General features: G+C 70.2%; 16 protein-coding genes. 5 read left to right on the forward strand and 11 right to left on the reverse strand.

Translation table 11 applies throughout. The features are described from left to right. Positions 1 to 41 precede the first annotated feature (41 nt). The 4 genes from IB242_RS13765 to IB242_RS13780 all read right to left on the reverse strand — a co-directional run bounded on the left by IB242_RS13765 (position 42) and on the right by IB242_RS13780 (position 8652). A complete protein-coding gene (locus IB242_RS13765; RefSeq protein ID WP_192280316.1) occupies positions 42 to 1754 on the reverse strand; it encodes a glycoside hydrolase family 43 protein in 1713 nt (570 codons plus the stop codon). A 474-nt stretch (positions 1755 to 2228) separates the two neighbouring features. After that, positions 2229 to 3485, reverse strand: coding sequence for a D-mannonate dehydratase ManD (gene manD, locus IB242_RS13770; RefSeq protein ID WP_192280319.1), 1257 nt, complete (start codon positions 3483 to 3485; stop codon positions 2229 to 2231). After that, the gene (locus tag IB242_RS13775) at positions 3482 to 5479 is read right to left on the reverse strand and encodes a sialate O-acetylesterase (protein ID WP_192280633.1); all 1998 of its coding nucleotides are present in this window, start codon (positions 5477 to 5479) and stop codon (positions 3482 to 3484) included. The genes manD and IB242_RS13775 overlap by 4 nt, the downstream gene beginning before the upstream one ends. Before the next feature lie 968 nt (positions 5480 to 6447). Beyond that, positions 6448 to 8652, reverse strand: coding sequence for an alpha-glucuronidase family glycosyl hydrolase (locus IB242_RS13780; RefSeq protein WP_192280321.1), 2205 nt, complete (start codon positions 8650 to 8652; stop codon positions 6448 to 6450). A 116-nt stretch (positions 8653 to 8768) separates the two neighbouring features. Here IB242_RS13780 and IB242_RS13785 point away from each other — a divergent pair, with 116 nt between their 5' ends. Then, the gene (locus tag IB242_RS13785; RefSeq protein WP_192280323.1) at positions 8769 to 9839 is read left to right on the forward strand and encodes a LacI family DNA-binding transcriptional regulator; all 1071 of its coding nucleotides are present in this window, start codon (positions 8769 to 8771) and stop codon (positions 9837 to 9839) included. A gap of 153 nt (positions 9840 to 9992) precedes the next feature. On the opposite strand, the gene xylA is transcribed toward IB242_RS13785, so the two are convergent. The 4 genes from xylA to IB242_RS13805 form a co-directional block, all read right to left on the reverse strand. Continuing rightward, on the reverse strand, positions 9993 to 11333 hold the full coding sequence (gene xylA, locus IB242_RS13790) for a xylose isomerase (RefSeq protein ID WP_192280325.1): 1341 nt from the start codon (positions 11331 to 11333) through the stop codon (positions 9993 to 9995). A gap of 54 nt (positions 11334 to 11387) precedes the next feature. Continuing rightward, entirely contained in the window at positions 11388 to 12881 is a 1494-nt protein-coding gene (gene xylB / locus IB242_RS13795) for a xylulokinase (protein WP_192280326.1), read from the reverse strand. A gap of 327 nt (positions 12882 to 13208) precedes the next feature. After that, complete coding sequence (locus tag IB242_RS13800) at positions 13209 to 14513, reverse strand: TIGR00366 family protein (RefSeq protein ID WP_192280327.1); 1305 nt, start codon at positions 14511 to 14513, stop codon at positions 13209 to 13211. 262 nt (positions 14514 to 14775) lie between these two features. Beyond that, positions 14776 to 15375 carry a nitroreductase family protein gene (locus tag IB242_RS13805; protein WP_192280329.1) on the reverse strand — a complete coding sequence of 200 codons (600 nt, stop codon included), beginning with the start codon at positions 15373 to 15375 and terminating at the stop codon, positions 14776 to 14778. Positions 15376 to 15764: 389 nt separating this feature from the next. On the opposite strand from IB242_RS13805, the gene IB242_RS13810 reads away from it, so the two are divergent. Genes IB242_RS13810 through IB242_RS13820 form a run of 3 tightly spaced genes read left to right on the forward strand, consistent with a single transcriptional unit; the run spans position 15765 to position 18640 of the window. Further along, a complete protein-coding gene (locus IB242_RS13810; protein ID WP_192280331.1) occupies positions 15765 to 17315 on the forward strand; it encodes an EAL domain-containing protein in 1551 nt (516 codons plus the stop codon). A 60-nt stretch (positions 17316 to 17375) separates the two neighbouring features. Beyond that, positions 17376 to 18263 carry a TIGR01777 family oxidoreductase gene (locus IB242_RS13815; protein ID WP_192280333.1) on the forward strand — a complete coding sequence of 296 codons (888 nt, stop codon included), beginning with the start codon at positions 17376 to 17378 and terminating at the stop codon, positions 18261 to 18263. A 17-nt stretch (positions 18264 to 18280) separates the two neighbouring features. After that, positions 18281 to 18640, forward strand: a complete 360-nt coding sequence (locus IB242_RS13820) for a GFA family protein (protein ID WP_192280335.1) — start codon at positions 18281 to 18283, stop codon at positions 18638 to 18640. Between the two features lie 59 nt (positions 18641 to 18699). Here the strand turns inward: IB242_RS13820 and IB242_RS13825 are convergent, their stop codons facing one another. Continuing rightward, on the reverse strand, positions 18700 to 19209 hold the full coding sequence (locus IB242_RS13825; RefSeq protein WP_192280337.1) for a hypothetical protein: 510 nt from the start codon (positions 19207 to 19209) through the stop codon (positions 18700 to 18702). A 182-nt stretch (positions 19210 to 19391) separates the two neighbouring features. Then, positions 19392 to 20687, reverse strand: a complete 1296-nt coding sequence (locus IB242_RS13830; protein ID WP_192280340.1) for a glycoside hydrolase family 2 TIM barrel-domain containing protein — start codon at positions 20685 to 20687, stop codon at positions 19392 to 19394. 186 nt (positions 20688 to 20873) lie between these two features. Between IB242_RS13830 and IB242_RS13835 the strand changes: the two genes are divergently transcribed. Further along, a complete protein-coding gene (locus tag IB242_RS13835) occupies positions 20874 to 23099 on the forward strand; it encodes a methyl-accepting chemotaxis protein (protein ID WP_225540661.1) in 2226 nt (741 codons plus the stop codon). 195 nt (positions 23100 to 23294) lie between these two features. On the opposite strand, the gene IB242_RS13840 is transcribed toward IB242_RS13835, so the two are convergent. Continuing rightward, positions 23295 to 26147, reverse strand: a complete 2853-nt coding sequence (locus tag IB242_RS13840) for a TonB-dependent receptor (RefSeq protein WP_343237147.1) — start codon at positions 26145 to 26147, stop codon at positions 23295 to 23297. Between the last annotated feature and the right edge of the window lie 106 nt (positions 26148 to 26253).

Here is a 26253-nt window from a genome sequence, read left to right on the forward strand (position 1 = left end):
TGTCGCGTGCGTGTGGCGCGCCGTCGATCAGGCGTGCCGGCTCATCGTGCGCGTTCGTCGCGCGCATGTGGTCCAAGCGTAGCGCCGACGAAGCCGCCGGCCACCTCGGTGCTCAGCACGGTGCCGTCGACATCGCGCGCCAGCCACTGCCAGCCCTTGCCGTCGCCGCCGTCGAACGCGAAGCCGTACCGGCCCTCGTCGCCGGCGACCTTCAGCCGCAGTGCGTCGGTGCCTATGCGCGCGGTCGTGCGCGCGACGACCTGCGGCTCGCCCTCGCCGGCCTTCTTTTCCAGGAACACTTCGATTCCGTCGCCGCTGCGGCGTACGCCGAGGAAGTACCAGTGCGTGTCGCCCTGGAACGCCGCCATGCCCGCGGCCACGCCACTGGCCGGCAGCGTGAGCGCGGTGCTGGCCTCGAACACCAGGTGCTGCTGGCGCCGTGCCAGGAACGACGGGTTGCGCAGCGTGTCCAGGCGCTCGGGCAACGGATGGATCGCCAGCTGTCCGGGCCGCGTGGCGAGGTCGGCCCACGGCTGCTTCGGCACGCGCACGGACATCCACTCCAGGCCCGGCGTGTCCGCATCGAACTCGTCGCGCCAGGTGAAGTTGCCCGTCAGCGGTGCCTGGTCGGCCGGGCGCTGCATGAAGGACGGCGCCGGCAGGACGTAGGGGATGGGCTCCCCGTGCGGCAGGATCACCGGCCAGCCATCGGTCCAGGTCACCGGCAGCAGGAAGGTCTCGCGCCCGGTGTTGTACTGGCTGACGTCGTAGTTGCGGCTGGCCAGGAACACCGCCCACCAGCTGCCGTCCGGGCCCTGCACCAGGTCGGCGTGGCCGGCGTTGGTGACCGGCAATGGCCGCTTCGGGTCCAGATCGCGCTGGGTCAGGATCGGATTGTCCGCGTAGGGTTCGTACGGCCCCCACACGTTGCGGCTGCGCAGGATCACCTGCGAGTGGTTGACCGAGGTGCCGCCCTCGGCATTGTTGAGGTAGTACCAGCCATCCACCTTGTAGAGGTGCGGGCCCTCGATCCAGATCGGGTTTTCCTCCGGCTTCACCCCGCCGTCGATCAGCACCTTGCGCGGACCGAACGGCGTCTTCGTGGCGATGTCGATCTCCTGCAGCCAGATCGCGCGGTGGCCGTCGTACCGGACCGGCACCGCCGGTGCGTCGTTGTTGAGGATGTAGGCCCTGCCGTCGTCGTCGAAGAACAGCGACGGATCGATGCCGCCGATGCCCGGCAGCCAGGCCGGATCCGACCACGGCCCGGCGGGGTCGGTGGCGGTGACGATGAAGTTGCCGCCCGCATCGACCGAGGTGTTGACCACGTAGAACGTGCCGTCGTGGTACTCGATCGCCGGCGCGAACACGCCACGCGACACCCGCAGCCCATCGAAATCCAGCTGTTCCGGCCGATGGATCGCATTGCCGACCTGCTTCCAGTGGACCAGATCCTCGCTCTCGAACACCGGGATGCCGGGGAAGAACGTGAACGTGGAATGGACCAGGTAGAACTTCCCGCGCGCCGCGACGATGCTCGGGTCCGAATGGAACCCGGCCAGGATCGGATTGCGGAAGTGTCCGTCCGGCACCGGCGCCTCGAACGCCTTGTCGCGCCCGGTGTACTCGAACCAGTCGAAGAACACCGGCGGCGCCGCCTGCCCGGGCGAAGCAGCAGCGACCGGCGCCGTCGCGGACGCCGGCGCAGCCACCGCCGCCTGCAGGCTCAGCGCCGCCAGCAGCGCGGTGGCCATCACCGGCCGCAACCACCCCGACCCCGTACGCGATCCAACCGCGTGCAGTCCCGCCTTCGACCCGGCAGTCGATCCTGTCGTTGCGTTTGCGTTTGCGTTTGCGTTTGCGTTTGCGTTTGCGTTTGCGTTTGCGTTTGCCATGGATCTTGACCCTGCGAGCCGTAAAGCGTGCCGAGCACCGCAGCCGGGAACGGCCGAAGAGGCGCCCATGTCTGAGCGCAGCGGGTTTGGGCGCCGTGCCGTTCCTGGCGAGGAGCACAGGGAACCGATGGGGCGCGGCCACATCGGCACGCGTCCGGCGACGGCGGTTTTGCTTACTTTTGACAAGACAAAAGTAAGCCGCGCACCAGCGCGGAAGCTGTTGCCCTTGCCTTCGCTTTGGTCACGGCAACCGCCCACACCAGAATCGCAGACCGCACACTCGCACATGTCCCACTCCTCCTTCGGATCACCCGGCTCGTCGAGCCATCTTCCTCACCAGTCCCACATCGCCCCGTCTTCCAGACGCGCGATCGGCAGCTGCTTCGGCGCATACGGATACTTCGCCGCCAGCGCCTCGTCGATGTCCACGCCATGCCCCGGCGTGTCGCCGACGTACAGCCGCCCGTTGCGCAGCACGTAATCGTGCGGGAACACCGCGTCGGTCTCGTCGGTGTGGAACATGTATTCCTGGATGCCGAAGTTCGGCACCCAGGTGTCGAAGTGCAGCGCCGCGCCCATCGTCACCGGCGACAGGTCGGTGGCGCCGTGGAAGCCGGTGCGCACCTGGTAGAGCGCGGCGAAGTCGGCCAGCCGGCGCACATGGGTGATGCCGCCACCGTGGACGATGGTGGTGCGGATGTAGTCGATCAGCTGCTTCTCGATCAGGTGCTTGCAGTCCCAGATCGAGTTGAACACTTCGCCCACCGCCAGCGCGGTGACCGAGTGCTTGCGGATCAGCTCGAACGAGACCTGGTTCTCGGCCGGGGTCGAGTCCTCCAGCCAGAACAGACGATACGGCTCCAGGTCGCGGGCCAGGCGTGCCGCCTCGATCGGCGTCAGCCGGTGATGCACGTCGTGCAGCAGCTCGACGTTCGGCCCGTGGTCGGCACGCAGCTGCTCGAACAGCTTCGGCGCGATCTCCAGGTAGCGCGGCGTGTTCCACACCGTCTCGGCCGGCAGCTCGCTCTCGGCCGGCTCGTAGCCCTTGGCGTTGGACACGCCGTAGGTCTTCTTCACGCCGGGCACGCCGCACTGCGCGCGCACCGCCAGGAAGCCCTGCTCGATGAAGCGGCCGACCGCGTCGCTGGCCTCGGCGATGTCGCGGCCGTTGGCGTGGCCGTAGACCAGTGCGCCCTCGCGCGAGCGGCCGCCGAGCAGCTGGTAGACCGGCAGGCCGGCCATCTTGCCGAGGATGTCCCACAGGGCGACGTCGACCGCGGCGATCGCGGTCATCGTTACCGGGCCACGGCGCCAGTACGCGCCGCGGTGCAGGAACTGCCACATGTCCTCGATCCGGCCCGCATCGCGGCCGATCAGGTTGGGCACCACGTGGTCCTGCAGGTAGGACGCCACCGCCAGCTCGCGGCCGTTGAGGGTCGCGTCGCCGATGCCGTACACGCCGCTGCGGGTGACGATCTTCAGGGTGACGAAGTTGCGGCCCGGGCAGGTCACGATGACCTTGGCCTCGACGATCTCGCGGTCGCGGTTGGAGCCGTGGGTGGTGGTTTCGGTAGGTGCGTGCGTGCTCATCGTGCGTGGTCGTCCGGATGTGGCGATGGAAGGGCGATCTCGAACGGACCGGCGGGCAGGCCGGCGCCGTCGAACAGGGTGCAGACGGGGCCGTCGCCCCAGCAGTAGCGAACGCGGGTGGCCGCATGCGCGGTGGGGCCGCGCAGCGTGACCCGCTGCCCCCAGACCTCGGCGCCGGCGTAGCGGCAGGAACCGGCCGCCGCGCCACACAGCTCGAAGCCGATCGGGCCATCGGCGCCGTAGGCGCGCAGCCCGTCGGTCACGTCCGCGAAGTCCAGGACCACGCCATCGTCGGCGCGCGTGGCCGAGCGCGGCACCGGACCGGAGGCGGGCAGAGCCTCGCCGTACACCACGTGGCGCGCGAGCCGGGCCACGCGTCGTCCCAGCTCCTGCTTGTTGGTCGGGTGGATGTCGTAGCGGTCGCCGATGTCGATGGCCACCGCCAGCCCGCCGCGCGGATCCTCGGCGGCGACCTGCCGCTGCACCTCGCGCAGCGCGGCCCAGTCGCTCTCGGCCGGCCGGGTGGTCGGCATGCCGTAGTTGGCCAGCTGCACCACCAGGAACGGCAGGCGCTCGCCGAAACGGGACCGCCAGTCGGCACGCAGCCCACGCAGCAGGTCGGCGTAGCGTGCGGCCTCGAAGGTGTTGGATTCGCCCTGGTACCACAGCGCACCGCGCAGGCCGTAGCGGCCGAGCGGCGCGATCATGCCGTTGTAGAGCGTGGACAGCCCCGCCGCCGACTGCCACGGCGCGCGCGGCGGCGAACCGACCGCATTGGGTACCACCCGGTAGCGCCAGCCCGCGTCCAGCGGCGCGCTGGAGCCATCGGCGAAGTGCAGCGCGTGCAGCGTCGCCGGCCCGGCCAGTCCACCGTCGCGGTAGGTATCGAGTACGTTGACCACCACGCTGTTGCGGCCGGCCCGCAGCAGGCCCGGCGGCAGACGGTATTCACGGCCGCTGCCGGCGCCGTAGGTGCTGCCGACCGCGCGCCCGTTCACCCAGGTCATGTCGACCTCGTCGGCCGGACCAAGCGCCAGGGTCGCCCCCTGTGCGGCCTGCGCGTCGGTCAGCTCGACCGTGGTCCGGTACCAGACCATCCCGTCGAACGCCGCCAGTTCCGGCACGCCCCAGCGCTCCCAGGCACCGAGCTGCGCCGGCGCATCGCGCCAGGCCTCGACGGCTGTCGCGCCGTCGACAGGCGTGCCATCGGCCTGCCACGGCGTATCGCCGGCGGCGATGCCGGCCCGCCCCGACCACCAGCGCTGCCACAGCCCGCCCCAGTCGCCGAGCGCGCCGACCTGGTCGCCGGCATAGCGCTGCAGGACCTCCAGTTCGGCCGCGTAGCCGCCGCCCTGCGCCAGCGCCTGCGCGCTGGTCCAGGCCTGGATGCGCGAACCGCCCCAGGCCGCGTTGATCAGCCCCATCGGCACGTCGACCTGCTTCTGCAGCTCGCGTGCGAAGTAGTAGCAGGCCGCCGAGAACTCGCGCACCGACTCCGGGTTCACCGGCTTCCACTGCACGTCGGCGCCGAAGCGTTCCTGCGGCTGCACCGCTGCGGTCTGCGGCACAGTCAGCAGACGGATCCGCGGATTGTCTGCCCCGGCGATCTCGGCCCGCGCATCCAGCGTGCGATGCACCTGCAGTTCCATGTTGGACTGACCCGAACACAGCCACACATCGCCGACCAGCAGATCGACGACCCGCTGCGTCCGGTCCCCGGCGCGCACCTCGAGCGCATACGGCCCGCCCGCCGGCCGCGCCGGCAGCTGCAGCGCCCAGTGCCCATCGGCATCGGCCCGCGCGTGGACACGGCGCCCATCGAAACGGGCCTCCACCCGTTCCCCCGGCGCCGCCTGGCCCCAGACCGGAATCGGCGCATCGCGCTGCAGGACCGCGTGGTCCTGGAACAGCGGGTGCAGCAGTGGGGTGTCGCCGGCGGCCAGGGCGATGGCGGGGGCGCCGATCAACAGGGCGGCCGCCAGCAGGCCGCGCAGCGATGTCGCTACGGAGCGACAGCCGCTCTTCTGCCGTTGCTGTTGCTGTTGCTGTTGCTCTGGATTCTCGCCGTTGACTTCCCCCCGCCGTAAAGCGAGCCGAGCATCGCAGGACGGCAGGGGCGCAGAGCTGCCCTTGTCCGAGCGCAGCGAGTTTGGGCAGCGTCCCCTGTCGTCCGAGAAGCGCAGGGAATCGACCGGCGACGCCGGTCGGATCGCGTCCGGCTGTGCTTTCTTTTGGTTACTTTTCTTTGCACAAGCAAAGAAAAGTGACTCGCTCCCGCCCGCGCAGCGGGAGAGCGAAAGCTCCCGCTGTTGCTCTCGCTGTTGTCCGACAACAACCCGCGACAGTCGCGGCAACAGCTTGACAGCAACAGCTTCCGCACTGTCGTGCGGGTTACTTTTGTCTTGGCAAAAGTAACCAAAACCGCAGGCGCCGACGCTCGCCGGTGCTCCGCACCGGTGCCCTGCGCTTCTCGCCGATCGGGGCACGGCGCCCAAACTCGCTTCGCTCAGACAAGGGCGCCTCTCCGGCCCCCATCGCCTGCGATGCTCGGCGTGCTCTAAGGCGCATGAAAGTCCAGAGCAGGAGCAGAAGCCAGAGCAAAAACAGCCGTTTTCCTGTTGCCGTGGCTTCTCCGCCTTCGACCTCCCCCCGCCGTAAAGCGAGCCGAGCATCGCAGTGGCGGTGGGGGCAAAGAGGCCCACGTGTCTGAGCGCAGCGAGTTGTGGGCCGACCCCACCGGCGCGAGACGCGCAGGGCACCGATCCGGCTTCACCGGATCGGATCGCGTCCGGCTGTGCTTTCTTTTGGTTACTTTTCTTTGCACAAGCAAAGAAAAGTGACTCGCTCCCGCCCGCGCAGCGGGAGAGCGAAAGCTCCCGCTGTTGCTCTGCCTGTTGCTGTTGCTGTTGCTGTTGAAGCCGCAACTGCAGCGCAGTATCCAACCCGCCGGGCCACCGGAAGATCACTTCCCATCCCCCGGTGCATACGGAAACGCCAGCCCCTCGTAATACTCCAGCGAATGCGCCGGTGCCGCATACCCGTCCGGCAGCGGCCGCTGCGAGAACGTCTGGAAGTACGCGATGCTCGCGTCGCGCCACCACTGCGCCTCGTCCTCCTGGATCGCCAGGAACGCGGCCACCTGCGCATGCCGCGGTGCATCGATGCTGCCGGCCAATCCGTCCCAGCGGCTGCGCATGCCGCGCACGTAGTCCACGCCGCGCGTGTAACGGTGCACCAGTTCGTCCCACAGCGGGCGCCCGGACGCCATGCGATGATCCCACGGCACATGGTGGAACCACAGCAGGAACTCCTCGGGCACCGTCTTCAGGTTGCCGAAGCTGCGCGCCACCGGGCGTGCGTACTGCGCCACCGCATTGCTGCCCGACGCGCTGCGGTCGAAGCCGATGCCGTCGCGGCTGGCGCGGTGGTAGTAGACCGAGGTCCAGTCCGCGCGCGGGCCGCCGTCGACCCACGGGCCCGGCCCGTAATGGTGGCCCCGGCCCATCAGGTGATGCAGGCCGAGCGGGGTCATGTAGTCGACCACGGCCTCGCGCGAGCCCATCATCATGTCGACGATGGTGTCGACCACGGCCGGGTCGCGGGAGAAGGTCATCCGCGTCCAGTCCTGCGCGATCTCGCGCGAGGAAGCGTCCGGGTTCCAGGCCTGGCGCCCGTAGGCGTACCAGTTGGCCTGGTCGAAGTGCGAGCCGCTCCAGTTGCGGTCCACGCCGATGTTGGCGACGCCGGCGATGCCGCTCAGCGCATGGCCTTCCAGCGAACCGTCGATCACCTTGGCCACGGTCGAACCCACGCCGCGCACGCGGGTGTCGGCGCGCAGCGCCTCTTCGTACATCGGCGCCAGGTAGGCCAGGTGCGTGGCGAAGCCCAGGTATTCCTTGGTGATCTGGAACTCCATCATCAGCGGCGTCTTCGGCATCGCGCCGAACAGCGGATGGAACGGCTCGCGCGGCTGGAAGTCGACCGCGCCGTTCTTGACCTGCACCAGCACGTTGTCGGCGAACCGGCCGTCATAGGGCACGAACTCGGTGTAGGCCTGCTTGGCGCGGTCGTCCGGTTCCTCGTGCGAGTAGACGAAGGCGCGCCACATCACCACGCCGCCGTGCGGCGCCAGCGCCTCGGCCAGCATGTTGGCGCCATCGGCATGCGAGCGGCCGTAGTCCTGCGGGCCGGGCTGGCCCTCGGAATTGGCCTTGACCAGGAAGCCGCCGAAGTCCGGGATCGTGCGGTAGATCTCGTCGGCCTTCGCACGCCACCACTGGCGCACCGCCGGATCGGCCGGGTCGGCGGTGGCCAGGCCGCCGATCTCGATCGGCGCGCTGAAGCGCGCGCTCAGGTAGACCTTGATGCCGTATGGACGGAACACCTCGGCCAGCGCCCTGGTCTTCTCCAGGTACATCGGCGTCAGGCTCAGCGCGTTGGAGTTGACGTTGTTGAGCACGGTGCCGTTGATGCCCAGCGAGGCATTGGCGCGCGCATAGTCGGTGTAGCGCGGGTCGCGCCAGCCTGGCAGGCGGTGCCAGTCCCAGATCGATTCGCCCGCGTAGCCGCGCTCGACGTAGCGGTCCAGGTTGTCCCAGTGGTTGAGCACGCGCAGCTTGATCCGCGGCGCCTCGCGCAGGTCCAGCTGCGCCAGCGGCTGCCCGGTCTGGACCAGGCGCAGCAGATGGAACGCGCCGTACAGCGCGCCGATGTCGGTCTGCGCGGCGACCACCGTGGCCGCACGCCCGTCGATGCTGGCGCTGCGGATCAGGTAGCCCTCCTGCCCCAGCGCCTCCAGATCCAGACGCAGCGCGGCGATGGCCTTCGACGACGCCGGCGTGCCGATCACCAGCGCACCGGCACGATCGGCCGTGGCGGCCGTGGGCAGGGCCTGACCCAGCAACCCCTGCAGGCCGCGCTGCAGTTCATCGCGCGCGGCACGCTGGCTCGGCGTCGCGTCGGGGGCGACCAGCTGGGTGAGCTGCGTCCGGTAGCCGTCGGCCTGCGGTGCTTCCAGCGCCTGGTAGCGCAGCCACAGCTCGTAGCCGTCCTCGGCCTGGGCCGGTGCCGCGGACAGCGCGACCAGCCAGCACAGGCAGGCCAGCGCCGCGGCGCGCAGCAGCAGGAAGCGGCCACGTTCGCCGACGTTCCGGGTTAGCGGTAACATTCCCGCGGTCTGGTGCATCGGTGCCGGATCGCGTTTCATCTGTACTCCCGTTCTGCGTGTATCGGATCTCGCCCGCCACGGCAGCCACCGCCGCCCGTCGAGGAAAGGAACCTGTGTTGGAGAAGCCAAGGAAATCGGTGCGTCGCAAGAGCCGCGGCGTGACCATCGACGAGGTCGCGGCGCTGGCAGGCGTCTCGCCGATGACCGTCTCGCGCGTGATCAACGGCCAGGGCAAGGTGCGCGACGCCACCCGCGAGCGGGTCATGCTGGCGGTGCGCGAACTGGACTACACGCCCAACCTGGCGGCCAGCTCGCTGGCCGCGGCGCAGCACACCCGGATCGCGCTGATCTACACCGATCCCAGCGGCGCCTACCTGCGCGAACTGCTGGTCGGCCTGCTGCGCGGCGTGGCCGCGCGCGCGGCGATCCAGCTGGTGATCGACTACTGGGACGACCTGGATCCGGAAACCGAGCGCAAGGCGTCGCGCACGCTGGCGAAGAAGGTCGACGGCGTGATCCTGCCGCCGCCGCTGTGCGAATCGCGCCCGGCGGTGACCGAGCTGGTGCGCGGCGGCATCCCGGTGGTGTCGATCGCCTCGGGCCGCTTCAGCGACGAGATCTCCTGCGTGCGCATCGACGATTTCCGCGCCGGCAAGGAGCTGGCCGAGCACCTGATCGCGCAGGGCCACCGGCACATCGGCTTCATCAAGGGCCGCAGCGACCTGAGCGCGTCGGCACGGCGGTTCGAGGGCTTCAAGGCCGCACTGGCCGAAGCCGGCATCCCGTTCGAATCCGGCCTGGTCCAGCAGGGCGACTACACCTACCGCTCCGGCCTGGCCGCCGCCGAGAAGCTGCTCGGCGGCCAGCGCAGCAAGCCGCCGACCGCCATCGTGGCGGCCAACGACGACATGGGCGCGGCGGCGATCTCGGTCGCGCACCGGCGTGGCCTGGACGTGCCGCGCGACCTGTCGGTGGTCGGCTTCGACGACACCTCGGCGGCGACCACGGTCTGGCCGGAACTGACCACCATCCACCAGCCGATCGCCTCGATGGCCGATGCGGCCATCGACATCCTGCTGCGCAGCATCCGCCGCAAGGACAAGACCACGCGCGTGCTGGTCGACCAGGTCGTGCCGCACCGGCTGACCGTGCGCGGCACCGTCGCCGCGCCGGCGCGCAAGCGCTGAGGGCGCCAGGCGCGCGGGCACGACGCTGCGCGCCGCGGCATCCACCGCGCGCGCGTCATCGACAAGCGTGACCTGCCCTCCGTCCATCGCGCCCTCCCAGGCCGATCCCCGGTCCACCGCAGCTCCCCGCTCACACGGGGAGCTGCGCCTCGCTCAACGCAGCAGGTACTGGTTGAGCAGGTTCTCGTACTGCTCCTGGCGGCCCGAGGTCTGCTTCGGTTCGCCGGACTTGCTGGCGATCGCATGCAGGTCGGCCAGGCCCAGCTTGCCGTCGGCGAAGGCCTTGCCGTCGCCGGCGTCGAAGCTGGCGTAGCGCTCGGCACGCCACTGCTCCCACGGCGACTTCTCCAGCAGCGCATGCGCCACTTCCAGGCCGCGCGCGAACGCGTCCATGCCGCCGATGTGGGCCAGGAACAGGTCCTGAGGGTCCGAGGACTCGCGACGCACCTTGGCGTCGAAGTTCAGGCCGCCCGGCTGCAGGCCGCCCTGGCGCAGCACCACCAGCATCGCCCCCACCGTGTCGTACAGGTCCGACGGGAACTGGTCGGTATCCCAGCCGTTCTGCGCGTTGCCGCGGTTGGCGTCGATGCTGCCCAGCATGCCGGCGTCCGAGGCCACCTGCAGGTCGTGCTCGAAGGTGTGGCCCGACAGCGTGGCGTGGTTGGCCTCGATGTTGAGCTTGAAGTCCTTGTCCAGGCCGTGCGATCGCAGGAAGCCCACGCAGGTGGCGCTGTCGAAGTCGTACTGGTGCTTCATCGGCTCCATCGGCTTGGGCTCGATCAGGAAGTTGCCGGTGAAGCCGATACTGCGGGCGTAGTCGCGCGCGGCGGTCAGGAAGCGCGCCATGTTGTCCTGCTCGCGCTTCATCTGGGTGTTGTGCAGGGTCGCGTAGCCTTCGCGGCCGCCCCAGAACACGTAGTTGCCGCCGCCCAGCTCGACCGTCGCGTCGATCGCGGCCTTGACCTGCACCGCCGCGCGCGCGACCACCGCGAAGTCCGGGTTGGTCGAGGCGCCGTTCATGTAGCGCGGGTGGCTGAACAGGTTGGCCGTGCCCCACAGCAGCTGCATGCCCGAGGCCTGCTGCTTCTGCTTGGCCAGCGCGACCATGTGCTTGAGATTCTTCTCGTAGGTACCGATGTCGTCGGCGTCCGGCGACAGGTCCACGTCGTGGAAGCACCAGTACGGCACGCCGAGCTTGGTGAAGAACTCGAAGGCCGCATCGAGCTTGGCCTCGGCCCTCTCCAGCGCACTGCCGGTGCCGGCGTCCCAGCCGTAGGCGCGGGTGCCCGGGCCGAACGGGTCGGCGCCGTTGCCGCAGAAGCTGTGCCAGTAGCACACCGCGAAGCGCAGGTGCTCGGCCATGGTCTTGCCGCCGATGATCTTCTTGGCGTCGTAATGCTTGAACGCCAGCGGGTTGTCCGACCCCAGGCCTTCGTACGCGATCCGGCCGATGCCGGGGTAATACTCTTTGGCGCCAATCAATACGTTGCTCATCTGCGTGGTTCCTGTGGTCGGACGGTGGGGGCGGAAGCGGGAACGCTGCGCGGCTCAGCCGGCATAGAGCGGCCGCACCGCGTCGAGGTGGCGGAGGAAACGGTCGTACGGTGCGCGGTAGGCCGCCGCGCGCGCGGGATCGGGCGTGCACGACAGCGCCGGATCGGTGGTGGCATGCGCGGCGACCAGATCGGCCAGCGGCGTGCTGTCGCCCTGTCCGTTGCGCAGCGCCCACAGCGCCTGCAGGGCCGCGCCGAACGCGGCGCCCTCGCCCTGCACCGGCACGTCGACCGGCAGGTCGAAGATGTCGGCGACCATCTGCCGCCAGGCCGCGCTGTTGGCGCCGCCGCCGGTGACGACGATGCGCTCGAAGCGCATCCCGCCGCGGACGAAGGCGTCGTAGCCGTACTTCAGGCTGTAGGTCGCGCCTTCCATCGCCGCGCGGTAGACGTGCGCCTCGCTCATGTTGCGCGGCTCCATGCCGGCCAGCACGCCCTTGCCCAGCGGCAGGTCCGGGGTGCGCTCGCCGTTGAGGAACGGCAGCATCAGCAGGCCGTCGGCACCGGGCGCGGTCGCGGCGATGCGCGCATCGCCATCGCGGCTGCTGAAGCCGAACATCTTCGCCACCGCCTCGGTGGCGACCGTGCAGTTCATCGTGCAGATCAGCGGCAGCCAGCCGCCGGTGGAATCGCAGAACGCGGCCCACGCGCCGTGTGGATCGACGACCGGGCGGCCGGCGTGCGCGAACAGCGTGCCGGACGTCCCCAGGCTCATGCCCAGGCGCCCTTCGCTGACGCAGCCGGTGCCGATGGCCGCCATCATGTTGTCGCCGCCGCCCACCGCCACCTGCACGTCGGCGGCCAGGCCGAACATCGCCGCGGCCGAGGGCTGCAGCGTGTGCAGCGTTTCCGGTGCGGCCAGCGGCGGCAGGCAGTCGCCGAGGTCGCGCGCGGCATCGGTGGCATGCAGCAGCGCCGGCGACCAGGTGCGCGTGCGCACGTCCAGCCAGCCGGTGCCCGAGGCGTCGCCGTGTTCCATCCACAGCTGGCCGGTCAGGACGAAATTCAGGTAATCGTGCGGCAGCAGGATCGTCGCCAGCTTCGCGTAGACCTCGGGCCGGTGCTCGCGGGTCCACGGCAGCTTGGAGGCGGTGTAGCCGGCCAGGATCGGATTGCCGGCCGCGGCGATCGTCGCCTCCGCGCCGCCGAGCGCCTGCATGATCTGCCCGCACTGCGCGCTGGAACTGGTGTCGCACCACAGCTTGGCCGGCGCCAGTACGTTGCCGTCCGCGTCCAGCGGCACGAAGCCATGCTGCTGGCCGGACACGGCGAGCGCCGCGATCCGTGCGCGTACGCCGCCGTCGATGGCGGCGAAGCAGCTGCGCACCGCATCGACCCAGGCCGAGGGATGCTGCTCACGGCTGCCGTCGTCGCCGCTGGCCAGTTCCAGCGGCGCGCTGGCGCTGGCCACGATCCGCTTCGCTTCCGGGTCGTAGACCACGACCTTGATGCTCTGGGTGCCCGCATCGATGCCTGCGACCAGACTCATGCGCCACCTCCGGCGGCCGGAAAGTTAGCGCTACCATTCTGTGGGGAAAGAAAAGTCCCAAGGCGGGACTGGATCGACGGCGACATCGTGGCAGGCGTGAAGGAAGGTTGAACGCACTGTACCCAGCCCGCGGCGAAAGTGCTTGCTGCGGCGCGGAAGAATTGCCGTGCGCCGGCGCATGGCAGTCGCCCCGCCGCGGGGAGGCACCTTCGCCTGAAGCGATGCGGCCGCTTGCGGGATCCGCCCGGTCCGAGGCGCGGACGCGCCGAGCGATGCCTCTGCAGGCCACGTCCCGGGAGGACGACCGCGCCACAGCGCCACGCCCGCCTACAGCAGCAGGAACACCAGGCCGATGATCGCGCCGGTGGCGAACAGCAGCATCAGACAGTAGCCCATGATGTCCTTGATCTTCAGCCCGGCGATGGCCAGCAGCGGCAGCGCGAAGAACGGCTGCAGCATGCTGGTCCACGCATCGCCCCAGGCCACGGCCATCGCGACCCGCGGCAGGTCCGCGCCCAGCGCCTGCGCGGCAGGCACCATCACCGGCGCCTGCACCGCCCACTGGCCGCCGCCGGAGGGCACGAACATGTTGATCAGGCCGGCCGACAGGAAGGTCCAGAACGGCAGGCTGGACGCGCTGGCGAAGGAGACGAACCATTCCGACAGCGTCGTCGCCAGGCCCGAGCCGACCAGGATCGCCATGATCCCGGCGTAGAACGGGAACTGGATGACGATGCCGGCGCCACCCCTGATCGCCTCCTGCAGCGCCGCCAGCAGCCGCGCCGGGGTGCGGTGCAGGACGATGCCCAGCATCAGGAATCCGTAGTTGACGATGTTGAGGTTCAGGCTGCCGCCACCGACGAAGTGGTCGACCAGGAACACCAGGCCGGCGACACCGACCGCGACCGACAGGATCCAGCCGTGCTCCAGCCGCTCGGCCGGGCTGGCGCCGTGTGCGAGTTGCGGCGGCTCGGCATCGGCCGGCGGCGTGAACAGCACCGCGTCCTTGTCCGATGGCGTCATCGCGCGGTTGAGCAGCGGCACCACGATCACCAGCAGCGCGACGATCAGCAGGTTGAACGGCGCGAACAGCGTTTCCGAGGTGGGGATCACGCCGATGGCTTCGTGCAGGAAGTGGCCTTCGGTGGCGATGGTCAGCGGGATCGACCCGGACAGGCCGCCGTGCCAGATGATGAAGCCCGAATACGCGCTGGCCACCAGCAGCCGGTAGTCCACGCGCACGTGGCGGGCGACCTCGCGCGCGAACAGCGCGCCGATCACCAGGCCGAAGCCCCAGTTGATCCAGTTGGCGGCCAGCGCCACCAGGGTGACGACGACGATCGCGTTCTTCGGCGTGCGGCAGCGCGAGGCCAGCCAGGTCAGGCCGCGCTTCACCGGCGGCGTCTTCGCAAGGATGAAGCCGGTGACCAGCACCAGCAGCATCTGCATCGAGAAGCCGAGCAGTTCCCAGAAGCCGGTGCCCCAGTAACGGACCAGATCGAGCGGGTGCGCGCGCTCGATCGCCAACGCCGCGATCGCCGCGAGCGCGGTGAAGATCAGCACGAAGACGTAGGCGTCGGGAAGGAAACGCTCGACGAGGCGAACGCACAGGCGGGTGGCGCGCTGGAACATGGCGGGTCGGCCGTGGGGTGGTCGACAGGCAAGCATGGCGGCCACGCGTGGAAGCGTCAGCTAGACCATGGTCGTGCGCCGCGGCGCATCATGCCCGCACAGGGCGAACGATGTGCCGACCCGCAGCGCGCGATGCGCCACGGAGCCTGCGCCAGGTGCGCGCATTCCGGCGGGCGGGCCGGACACGCCGGCATTGCATCGGCGCGGCGCGTGGATTCCGGCAGGGTCGGCACCGGCATCACGCCGGTGCCGGCCGCATGACTCAGGCGAAGACGCGGAAGCGCACGGCGTCGTCGATGAAGCTCTTGTCGCCGATCGGCGCCTCGTGCGAACCGAACGGCATCTGCGCGCGCAGCTTCCAGCTGGCCGGCAGGTTCCAGCGCGCGGCAGCGGCCGCGTCCGGCAGCGGGTTGTAGTGCTGCAGGCTGGCGCCGATGCCGGCATCGGCCAGCACGGTCCAGACCGCGTACTGGGCGATGCCACTGGCGTGCTCGGACCAGACCGGGAAGTTGTCGGCATACAGCGGGAACTGCTCCTGCAGGCCCTTGACCACGTCCTGGTCCTCATAGAAGAGCACGGTGCCGGCGCCGGCGGCGAAGCCGGCGATCTTCTGCTCGGTGGCGGCGAAGGCGTCGGCCGGCACGATCTTGCGCAGTTCGTCGCGGACGATGTCCCAGAAGGCGTCGCTCTGCGCGCCGAACAGGATCACCGCGCGCGAGCTCTGCGAGTTGAACGAGGACGGCGCATGGCGCACCGCCTCCTGGATCAGCGCGGTGGTGGCGTCCTGCGACAGCGGCAGGGACTTGCCGAGCGCGTACTGGGTACGACGGGTCTTGAAAGCATCGATCAGCGAAGTGGACATGACGGCTGCCTGTGGGTGAAAGGTCGCCGGGGAGCTTATGGACCGCGCACCGCCACCGCCAGAACGATCGACGGGACGAATCGTTGCTCCAGATGCACCACACCCGCACCCCGCCCTGTCGGCGCCTTGCCGCGATCGTGCCGCCAGGCGGTGGAACGATCCGTTGCGCGGCTCGCCACGGCGGGCTGCGAGGTGACCGCGGCACCGGAACCACGGCTGCGAATGTGACGCATCTCACAGCTCCGCACTCGCCCCGCGCACGCCATGATCCAGCCTCTTCCCCTCGCACCGGACCGCTGTTAGCAATAGGCGCTGTTTATGGAATGGACGTCCCGGGGATCGCCGTACGGCCCGAGGGTACGGTGCCGCCCACGGAGGAGAACCCGGCATTGCCCATCCAACGGTTCTATGAAGGCGTGCTCGCGCGCCGGCATCTGGTCGTGGCCGCACTGGTGGCGTCCACGGCGGCGGTGTCGCTGCTGTGCACGCATCTGGCCCTGGTCCAGCGCGACCGGGTGCAGCTGGACCAGCTGACCCAGCGCCTGCTCGAAGACGCCGACGACGTCGCGCTCGAGTCGGCCAGGACCCTGCAGGCCACCCATGCGCTGACGACCGAGCCGTGCTCGGAAGCGGACCTGGCCGAACTGCGCTTCCTGGCGTTCCTGGCGCGCAACGTCCGCGACGTCGGCCGGGTCCGCGCTGGGCAGCTGGTCTGCTCGGCCACCTGGGGCCGGCTGGACGCACCGAAGACGCTGCCGCCGCCCGATCGGATCACCCCCGGGGGCCACCACCTGTGGAACGCGGTCTCGGACATCGTCGATCCGCGCATCTCGGCGCAGATGGCCGGCAAGGGCGATGCGGTCGTGGTCACCGCACCCGATGCGTTCCGCAGCATGGAGAAGCTGCATCCGGACACCGCCCTGCTGCTGTCCAGCCGCGACGGCAGCCACGTGTTCCAGATGTTCGGCAACACGCGCGCCCTGGAGCCCGGCATCGGCGAGGCCTTCTACGAGGTCGGCCCCACCCGCCGGCAGAGCCGCTGCAGCAGCGCCTTCGACATCTGCGTGGCCGCCCGCAAGGCCGGCTCGGGACTGGGCGGCGCCTCGCCGTGGCTGCTGCTCGGCATCGGCCTGCTCGGGGGGCTGGCCGGCGCCGGACTGGCCGCGCTGCTGTCGCACACGGCGCGCAACCGCATCTCGATCGAGGCGCAGCTGGGCCGCGCCATCCGCGGCAATGGCCTGGACGTGGTCTACCAGCCGCTGCGCCAGCTCGACAGCCGGGTGCTGGTCGGGGTCGAGGTGCTGGCGCGCTGGCGGCTGCGGCAGGGACAGAGCGTGCCACCGGACGTCTTCGTGCCGATGGCCGAACGGATGGGCCTGGGTGGTGCGCTCACCCGCCAGGTGGTGCGCAAGGCATTCGCCGAGCTCGCGCCGCGCCTGAGCGCCAGCAGCGCGATCTACGTCAGCCTCAACCTGACCGCCGACGACCTGATGGACGAGCGCTTCCATGCCTGGCTGGAGGCGCAGTGCGCCCGCCACGGCATCGCCGCCTCGGCGGTGGTGCTGGAGATCACCGAACGCTCGACCGCGGCCCACGCCGACCTGGCCAGCCGCATGCGCGCCCTGCGCGACAAGGGCTTCCGCTTCTTCATCGACGACTTCGGCACCGGTTACTCCAACCTGGCCTACCTGACCGACCTGCCGCTGGACGGGATCAAGATCGACAAGCGCTTCACCGCGTCGATCGGCACCGGCTCGCCGATCAGCCAGATCCTCGAGCCGATCTGCGCGATGGCGCGCATCCTCCGGGTGCGGGTGGTGGTCGAAGGCGTCGAAACCGAGCCCCAGGTCCAGCACATCCGCCAGCTGCTGCCCGAGGCCATCGGCCAAGGCTGGCTGCTCGGCCATCCGGTGCCGGGCCCGGTGCTGCCGGCCCGCTGAGGCACGCCGCCGCCTTCATCGTCGCGCGGGGATACTCGCCTTTCAGACACGGAGGCACGCATGGACGTTCTGGTCACCGGAGGCACCGGCTTCATCGGCCGCCCGCTGTGTGCGCGGCTGCTGGCCGACGGGCACCGGGTCACGGTCCTCAGCCGCTCCCCTGCGCGTTTCGCTGCGGCGATGCCGCAGGTCCGGCTGGTCGATCGGCTGGAGACCGCAGGCCGCGCCGAGGCGGTGGTCAATCTCGCCGGCGAGGGCCTCAGCGACGGCCGCTGGACCGCCGCACGCAAGCGGCGGTTCCGGCAGTCGCGGCTGGACACCACGGCCCGGCTGCACGACTGGATCGCCGCGCAGCCGGGCGCGCAGCGGCCGCGGGTGCTGGTCTCCGGCTCGGCGATCGGCTTCTACGGCGACCGCGGCGACACGGCGCTGGACGAGACCGCCACGCCTGGCGACGACTTCGCCGCGCAGCTGTGCCGCGACTGGGAGGCGCAGGCGCTGCGCGTGGCCGCGCTCGGGCCACGGGTGTGCCTGCTGCGCACCGGGATCGTGCTGGCCGCCGATGGCGGTGCGCTGGCGCGGATGCTGCCGCCGTTCCGGCTCGGCGCGGGCGGCCGGTTCGGCGATGGCCGGCACTGGATGAGCTGGATCCACCGCGACGACCTGGTCGCGCTGGTCGCGTGGCTGCTGCAGGGCGATCTGCACGGGCCGTTCAACGGCACCGCGCCGGAGCCGGTGCGCAATGACGCGTTCGTGCGTGAGCTGGCCGGCGCCCTGCACCGCCCGGCCCTGTTGCCGCTGCCGGCGACCGCGCTGCGCCTGGCCTTCGGCGAGATGGCCGACCTGCTGCTGGCCAGCCAGCGGGTGCTGCCGCAGCGCGCGCAGCAGGCCGGATTCGCGTTCCGCCATCCCGGCCTCGCCGAGGCGCTGCAGGAGATCCTGCGCTGATGCCGGACAGCACGCCCATGACCCACACCGCGTCCTGCCATTGCGGCGCCGTCCGGATCGAACTGGACGCGCTGCCCGACAGCGTCACCGCCTGCAACTGCTCGCTGTGCACCTGCTACGGCGTGCTGTGGGCCTACTGCGATGCCGCGCAGATCGTCGCGCTGCCGGCGGCCTCGCTGACCCGGACCTACGCCTGGAACGGCCGCCACGTCGATTTCCACCATTGCGCGCACTGCGGCTGCGTCACCCACTGGACGCCGCGCGATCCCGGCCGCGTCCGACGCGGCATCAATGCGCGGCTGTTTCCGCCGGCCGTGCTCGCGGCGCTGCGCGTGCGCCACCGCGACGGTGCCGACACCGGCAAGTATCTGGACTGATCGGCCCGCCCCCGGATCCGATGCCGCCCGGCCGTCGCTGCGACCGGTGCGCCAGCGTGTCAGTAGCCGGGGCCGACGCCCCGGTAGTACGGGTACGGGCCATGCATCCGGCCGAAGCCGTGGTACGGGCCGTGATACAGGCCCGGGCCGTCGCCTTCGGCGACGTTGATCTGCAGGTTCATCGTGCCGCTGCGGCCGCTGTCGGTCGTGTATTCCTTGCACACGTTCACGCTGGCCGCATTCCAGCGGCTGGTGCCGGCGCGGCTGGTGCCGATCCCGGTGGTCAGGCTGCCGGTGACCGTGCTGTCGCTGCCGTCCGGCGCGGTCGGACAGGCCGCGCGCCGGACCGTGGCCACGTCGCGCGGCTTCTGCTCGCTGGCCGGCACGCCCGAGGTGTCGCCGTACCAGGTGCCGGGCGGATCGCCCTTGCCCCAGGTCGGCCGCGCGCCATCGTCGGGCACGCTCAGGTCCAGGCCCGTCCCCGCGTCAGGGGAGGTCGCGTCCATCGCCGATGCGTCGGCGAGCCACAGCGACAGGGCGAGCGCGGCACAGAGCGGAATCGGACGCATGGTGGACCTTCGACGAAAGAGTGTGGCGGCGGAACGGAACGACAGGGCGACGCTAGCAGGCCCCGCTTGAATCGTGGCTGCACCGTCGCCGCCAGGCCGGGAACCGATGGCGGCCGCCGCGATCAGGGTGCGTGCATCGTATCGGAGACGCCCGCACGGCGGACGCAGGCGGCCGATCCGGCTCAGTCCGCGCGGACCTGGAACGGGAAGTTGGCATAGGCGGCATGCCCCCGGCCGTCGTGGATTTCGACGAACAGGCGATAGTCGCCGGGCGCCGTCGGCGCGGTCAGCTGCACGCGGCCGTCGCCGGTCTCGCGCAGGCCGGCCTCCACCAGGCGCGGCAATGCTTCGGGATCGCCGCCGATCGAGGTCGCGGTGCTCTCCTCGCGCACGCTCCAGCGGTACCGGAGCGGATCGCCATCGGCGTCCCCGGCCTGCACCGCGGCGCGGTAGCCGCGGCCGGCCTGCAGCACCACGCTGTCGGTGGCAGCGCGCCCGTCGAGCGTGATCGGCGAGGTCGACGGCGCACGGTTGCCCGGCCAGCGGCCGGTCCAGGCGTACTGCATCGCGTCGATGCCGGGCGTGGTCTCGCCGCTGGGCAGGAACAGGCCGTACCAGGTCGGCGTGCGCTCCTGCTTGTGCCCCCACAGGAACACGAACGACCCCAGGCCGCGCCGGCGGTCGGCATCGATCTGCTCGCGGTAGCGGCGCTGCAGCAGGTTTGCCTTGGTCGAGGCATCGTCCTCGATCGGCGCGCCCCAGGCGGTCGCGGGACTCTCCCAGTGCCCGGTCGGCCCCCATTCGGTGACGATGTACGGGCCACGCCAGGCGCTGGCCTGCAGCAGGTGCTGCAGTTCGTCGACCTCGCCGTACAGCTGCAGGCCCAGCAGATCCAGCGAAGGCGCGCGCCGGACGACCTCGGACACCACCGCAGGATCGAAGCCGGCCAGCGGCGTCATCACCGGATGCGCCGGATCGACGGCGTGGATCATCCGCGCGATCTGCTCGACCGCATCCCAGACCTTCGGATTGCGCGCTTCCAGGTTCAGCTCGTTGCCGACCAGCCACATCAGCACCGCCGGATGGTCCTTGTAGCGCAGCACCTCGTCCCGCACGCGCTGCAGCTGGCGCTCGACCGCGGCCGCATCGTCGTAGTCGAAGCCGTGCCGCTCGCGGGCCACGTCCAGGCCCATCGCCACCATCAGCCCGTTGCGCTGCGCGCGATCGAGCATGGCCTCGACCCCGGCCGGGTCGCCGCTGCTGCTCCAGGTGCGGAACGCGTTGCCGCCGCGCGCAGCCAGCGCTTCCTGGTCGCCATCGGCCAGGCCGGCGCCCAGCACGCGGAACGGCTGACCATCGATGGTCAGATGGTGCGCGCCATCGTGCGCGACGATGCGGACCTGGGACGGCGCGGCGCACAGCGGCATGGCCGCGCAGAGCGCCAGGCCGGCGAGGATCAGGCGGAACGACGACGACATGCAGGCTCCCGACGAAAAGGAGGCCATGATGCCAATGCACCTGAACGGTGCAAACCCGCGGTGATCCAGCCGGCGATGAACAGGCAGTCAGCCTCCTGAACGCGGTTCATTCAATGCCTCCGTCCCGCAGCCGCTAACCCGGGGGCCCCCTGTCCCCGGATCCGTTCCATGAAGTCGCTGCATTCCCTGCGCCGAGGCGTGGCCAACCTGTCGCTGGCCCGCAAGTTCATCCTCCTCTGCATCCTGCTGACCATCGGTGTGGTCACGCTGGCGGTCGCGGCCGCGCGCCTGCAGTACCTGGACCTGGTCGAGGCCCGCAAGGCCAGCGTCAAGACCCAGGTCGAGATGGGCATGAGCATCCTGGAGTACTACGCCGGACGCACCGACCTGGACGAGGCCGCCGCCAAGGCCGCGGCGCTGGAAGCGTTGGCCCAGGTCCGCACCAACGGCGGCGTCGACTACTTCTTCGCGGTCGATCCCGAGCTGAGGCTGGTCCTGCATCCGACCCGCCCGGCCGGCACCGACATGAGCGACTACCGCAGCGAGGAAGGCCAGTACGTCTACCGCGACCTGCTCGCCGCGGCCACCAGCGGCGACGGCTTCACCGAGTACAGCGCGCCCAAGCCGGGCAGCGAGGGCCAGCAGCCCAAGTTCGGCTACTCGCAGGTGTTCCCTGCCTGGAACTGGACGCTGTCGATGGGCGTGTACGCCGACGACATCCAGGCCAGCGCCTGGCAGTTCACCCGCATCCTGACCGCGATCGGCGCCGGCCTGATCGCCGTGTTCGCCGGCCTGTGCTGGCTGATCGCGACCCTGATCGGCAATCCGCTGCGCAAGGCCACGGTGACCGCCGAGGCGATCGCCGCCGGCCGCTTCGACAACGACATCGTCGCCGACACCCGCGACGAGACCGGCCGCCTGCTGGCCAGCATGCAGCAGATGCAGACCCAGCTGCAGCGCTTCAACGCGGAGATGCAGCAGCTGATCGCGCTGCAGAAGGGCGAGAACGTCGCGCACCGCATGCCGGAGGACTTCCCGGGCGACTACGGCACGATGGCGCAGGGCGTGAACGAGGCGCTGTTCGAGCACATCGACGCGATGAACGACGCGATCGGCGTGATGGACGACTACGGCCGCGGCGACCTGAGCCGCGACATGCGCCGCCTGCCGGGCCAGCGTGCGGTCCTGCACGAGTCGCTGGACGCGGTGAAGCGCAACCTGTCGGGCATCAACGCCGAGATCCGCCAGCTGGCCGACGCCGCCGCCCGCGGCGACTTCAGCGCGCGCGGCGACGAGGCCCGCTATGCGTTCGCCTTCCGCGACATGGTCGCTGCGCTGAACCGGCTGATGCAGCAGGCCGATTCGGGCCTGGCCGACGTCGGCCGCATCATCGGCGCGATCGCCGCCGGCGACCTGACCCAGCGCGTCGAACGCCATTACGAAGGCGCGTTCGGCGAGCTGGCCAGCGCCGCCAACAGCACCGCCGAGCAGCTGACCGGCATCGTCCGCGGCATCCAGCAGTCGGCCGAATCGATCAGCACCGCCTCCGGCGAGATCGCCACCGGCAACACCGACCTGTCGGCGCGCACCGAGCAGCAGGCGGCCAACCTGGAGGAAACCGCCGCGTCGATGGAGGAACTGACCTCCACCGTGCGCCAGAACGCCGAGAACGCGCGCCAGGCCAACCAGCTGGCGCTGGGCGCCGGCAACGTGGCCACCAGCGGCGGCGAGGTGATGACCCAGGTCGTCAGCACGATGCAGGCGATCAGCAGCGCCTCCTCGCGCATCGGCGACATCATCGGCGTGATCGACGGCATCGCCTTCCAGACCAACATCCTGGCGCTGAACGCGGCGGTCGAGGCCGCGCGCGCCGGCGAGCAGGGCCGCGGCTTCGCGGTGGTCGCCTCCGAGGTGCGCAGCCTGGCGCAGCGTTCGGCCGAGGCGGCCAAGGAGATCAAGACGCTGATCTCCGACTCGGTCGAGAAGGTCGGCCAGGGCTCGGAGCTGGTGACCCGCGCCGGCGCGACGATGGACGAGGTGGTGACCTCGGTGCGCCGCGTCACCGACATCATGGCCGAGATCACCGCGGCCAGCACCGAGCAGAGCGCCGGCATCGAGCAGGTCAGCCGCACCGTGGTCGACCTGGACCAGGTCACCCAGCAGAACGCGGCGCTGGTCGAGGAGGCCACCGCGGCCGCGCGCAGCCTGGAAGACCAGGCCGCCGGGCTGACCCAGGCGGTATCGGTGTTCCGGATCGACGGCGCCGCACCGCGCCACGTGCGCACGCCCGCGGTGGCGGCACGTCCTGCGGCCACCTCCGCGACGCCGGCACGCAGGCCGGCTCCGGCACGGCCCGCTCCGATGGTGGGCAACACCGCGCTGGCTCAGGACGCGGACTGGGCGGAGTTCTGATCGACGGGCTGCGTGCGGCAGGCTCCGGGCCGCCGCACGCAGCCTGCGATGGCGGCGCGTCGATGCGCGCGCGCAGGGCGTGCGTCCCTGCGCTCCGGCTCCGTCAGGGAGGCCCGACAGCCGCGGTCAACGCCACGGTTCCGCCGGCACGGCGCGGCGGGTACGGGACAGCGCTGCCCATGTCCGCCACGGCGGTCAGAAGCGCAGGCTCACGCCCAGGGTGATGCCGCGGCCATAGCGGTAGTAGCCCTGCGACAGCAGCGGGTTGCCGTTGATGCTGTAGGTCTGCTCGTCGTCGAGCAGGTTGCTGCCCTCCAGCGAGAACGTCCAGGTATCGTCGAGGGTGTAGGACACGTGCGCGGTGAGCCAGGTGATCGCATCGGCCTGCTCGTTGTAGCCCTCGCCCAGCACGTTGATCGCGGTGACGAAGCCATCGGTGTGGTCGGCGGTGGCGCCCAGCGACCACGGCCCCTTCTCGTACATCAGGCCCAGCGAATACACCGACGGCGCGATGCCTTCCAGCGGCCGCTCCAGCCCGCCGACGAAGCTCTTGGACCAGTTGCGGGTGTACTGCGCGCGCACGCCGAAGCCGCTCTCCCAGAAGTGCTGCAGGCCCGCCTCGATGCCGTGCACCTTGGCGTGGTCGCCGTTGATCGGGCGCATCACGTTGAACAGGGTCGGGCCGCTGCTGACCGGGCTGCCGTCGGTGCCCAGGATCGGGCCGACGCCGATGTCCTGGCCCGGTTCCCAGCTGGTGGTGATCTGGTTCTCGATGCGCTTCTGGAACACCGCGATGTTCGCGATCGAGTTGCCGGTGAAGTACCACTCCAGCGAGGCATCCGCCTGACGGGCGCTGTAGGGCTGCAGGTCGACGTTGCCACCGTAGATCTGGGTGAACTCGCCCCAGGACACGCTGGCGGTGGTGTTGGTCGGCGCGAGCTGGTTCACCGCCGGCCGCGCCATCGTCTTGGCCGCGCCCAGGCGCAGCTGCAGGTCGTCGGTAAAACGCCAGGTGAAGTTGGCCGACGGCAGCACGAAGCTGTAGTCGCCCTCCTGGCGGATCGGGGTCGGCTCGGCGTACTGGGCGGTGTAGTTGAACGCACCGTACTCGGTGATGCTCAGGATCTTCGCGTCCCAGGCCTCGGCCTGGGTCCTGGTCTTGACCAGGCGCACGCCGACGTCGGCGCTCCAGCGCTCGCCGGCCAGGTCGGCCTGCACGTACAGCGCGCGGGTCTTCTCGCTGACCCGGTAGCTCTCCAGCGGATTCCACTTCGGCGCGGCGTTGGAGAAGTCGTAGGCGCTGCCGTCCGGGCGCAGCTTGCCGTCGTACGCGCGCAGCTGGGCCAGGTAGTTGGGCACGTCGAAGGCCAGGAACGTGCGCGGGAACGTGCTGCCGACGCCGCGCATGAAGTTGGGCAGGCTGAAGCTGTGCGACAGCACGTTGCCGCCGAGCTCGCCGACGTTGATCGCGTTGTCGGACGAGTAGTAGTCGGCGCCGCCGTTGAGCGTGTTGTTGACCAGGTCGCGCGACTTGCTGCGGTCGGTCAGCGTGACTCCCGCGTGCAGCGTGTCGAACACGCCGCGGCCCACGTAGAGCTTGCCGCCGAGGGTGCCGCCGGTGATCTCGTCGCGGATGTCGTCGCCGCGCAGTTCCATGTAGTGCGTGTTGAAGTCCGAGCCGTCGAACTCGCCGTTGGCCAGACCACCGGCCAGGTCGCGGCCGTCGGCGAAGGTGGCCTCCACGTTCGGCATGCCGCCGTTGAGCCAGATCCGCGCGACGTTGGGCTGGTTCATGCGCAGCACCACGTAGGTGTCCTGCCCGCCGGAATAGCGCTTGGACGTGGAGCGGTACGCGTCGCCGCTCAGCGTGAGGCTGTCGCTGACGTCCCACTGCGCGTTCAGGCCGTACAGGTCGGTGTCGACCACGCGGTGCTCGGTCTGGTTGAGCAGCTCCGGATTGAGCCGCTGCTCGGGGTCGGGGTTGTCCATCGTGAAGCCGGTGACGATGCCGTTCTGCACGGTGATGTCCGACCAGCGGCCCGGTGCGAACAGCGGGTAGTACGACTGCTGGTAGCCCACCTGCGGCGAATCGAGCCGGGTCTTCAGGCCGTCGAACACCACCTTGATGTCGTCGGTCGGGCGCCACTCGAACTTGGCCGAGTAGGCCCGGCGCTTCTTCTCTTCCATGATCGAGCCGATCCGGAACTGGCCCGGTGCGATCAGGCCGTATTCGTCCGGATCCAGCTCGCCGTTGCCGTCGAGGTCGATGTTGCCGCCCCAGGCATTGCCGGACCAGTCGGTGCCCGGCACCGGGTTGCGGGTCCAGCCGCCGTCGTTGCCGGCGATGTCGGTGCGGTCCCGGCGGTCGGCATAGACCACGCCCAGGACCATGCCGAAGGTGTCGTCGGCGAAGGTGTTGCTGTAGACGGCCGACACCTTGTGCCCGTTCTCCTCGGACATCTGGTTGCGGTCGCCTTCCAGCCGGACCACGCCATGCTGGCCCTTCTGGTCGAACGGGCTGGCCGAGCGCAGGTTGACCAGGCCGCCGACCGCGCCTTCGGTCAGCGAGGCCTGCGCGCCCTTGACCACGTCGGCGCCGCTGATCACGTCGGCCGGCAGCACGTCGAAGGCGAAGTCGCGGCCTGCGCCGTCGGTGGCCAGGATGCGGTTGTTGAAGGTGGTCAGCGTGTACTCGGGGCCGAGGCCGCGCACCGAGACCTTCTGGCCTTCGCCGCCGGCGGTGCGGCTGATCGACACGCCGGTGATGTGGCTGAGCGAGTCGGCGACGTTGTCGTCCGGGAACTTGCCCAGTTCCAGCGCGCTGATCGAATCCTGCACGGTGCCGGCCTCGCGCTTGAGTTCGATCGCGCGGGCCTGGCTGGCGCGCACGCCGGTGACCACCACCGTGTCCAGGGTGTCGACCGAGGGGTCGGGAGGCACCGTGGCGCCGGTGTCGGCGGACTGGGCGTGGGACAGGCCGGGCTGGGCGGCCAGCAGGGCCAGGGCGATGCAGCTGAAAAGCGTGTTCCGGTGCAGTGCGGTCGTCACTTCGTCTCTCCTCGAAGGCGGTAGCTGTAGCGGGGGCTTAACAAACGAAAGCGAGACTATCTTATGTTTCGTTATGCATCAATAGCGAAATTTAACGAAAAGGGTC

It is taken from the genome of Xanthomonas sp. XNM01 (genome assembly GCF_014851915.1).
Lineage (GTDB): Bacteria > Pseudomonadota > Gammaproteobacteria > Xanthomonadales > Xanthomonadaceae > Pseudoxanthomonas.

Bases quoted from the DNA above. Each gene is read 5' to 3' on its own strand.
- IB242_RS13765 (WP_192280316.1), bottom strand. From the start codon at position 1,754: ATGGCCACCGCGCTGCTGGCGGCGCTGAGCCTGCAGGCGGCGGTGGCT.
- IB242_RS13805 (WP_192280329.1), bottom strand. From the start codon at position 15,375: ATGTCCACTTCGCTGATCGATGCTTTCAAGACCCGTCGTACCCAGTAC.
- IB242_RS13780 (WP_192280321.1), bottom strand. From the start codon at position 8,652: ATGTTACCGCTAACCCGGAACGTCGGCGAACGTGGCCGCTTCCTGCTG.
- IB242_RS13825 (WP_192280337.1), bottom strand. From the start codon at position 19,209: ATGCGTCCGATTCCGCTCTGTGCCGCGCTCGCCCTGTCGCTGTGGCTC.
- IB242_RS13820 (WP_192280335.1), top strand. From the start codon at position 18,281: ATGACCCACACCGCGTCCTGCCATTGCGGCGCCGTCCGGATCGAACTG.
- xylA (WP_192280325.1), bottom strand. From the start codon at position 11,333: ATGAGCAACGTATTGATTGGCGCCAAAGAGTATTACCCCGGCATCGGC.
- manD (WP_192280319.1), bottom strand. From the start codon at position 3,485: ATGAGCACGCACGCACCTACCGAAACCACCACCCACGGCTCCAACCGC.
- xylB (WP_192280326.1), bottom strand. From the start codon at position 12,881: ATGAGTCTGGTCGCAGGCATCGATGCGGGCACCCAGAGCATCAAGGTC.
- IB242_RS13800 (WP_192280327.1), bottom strand. From the start codon at position 14,513: ATGTTCCAGCGCGCCACCCGCCTGTGCGTTCGCCTCGTCGAGCGTTTC.
- IB242_RS13815 (WP_192280333.1), top strand. From the start codon at position 17,376: ATGGACGTTCTGGTCACCGGAGGCACCGGCTTCATCGGCCGCCCGCTG.
- IB242_RS13830 (WP_192280340.1), bottom strand. From the start codon at position 20,687: ATGTCGTCGTCGTTCCGCCTGATCCTCGCCGGCCTGGCGCTCTGCGCG.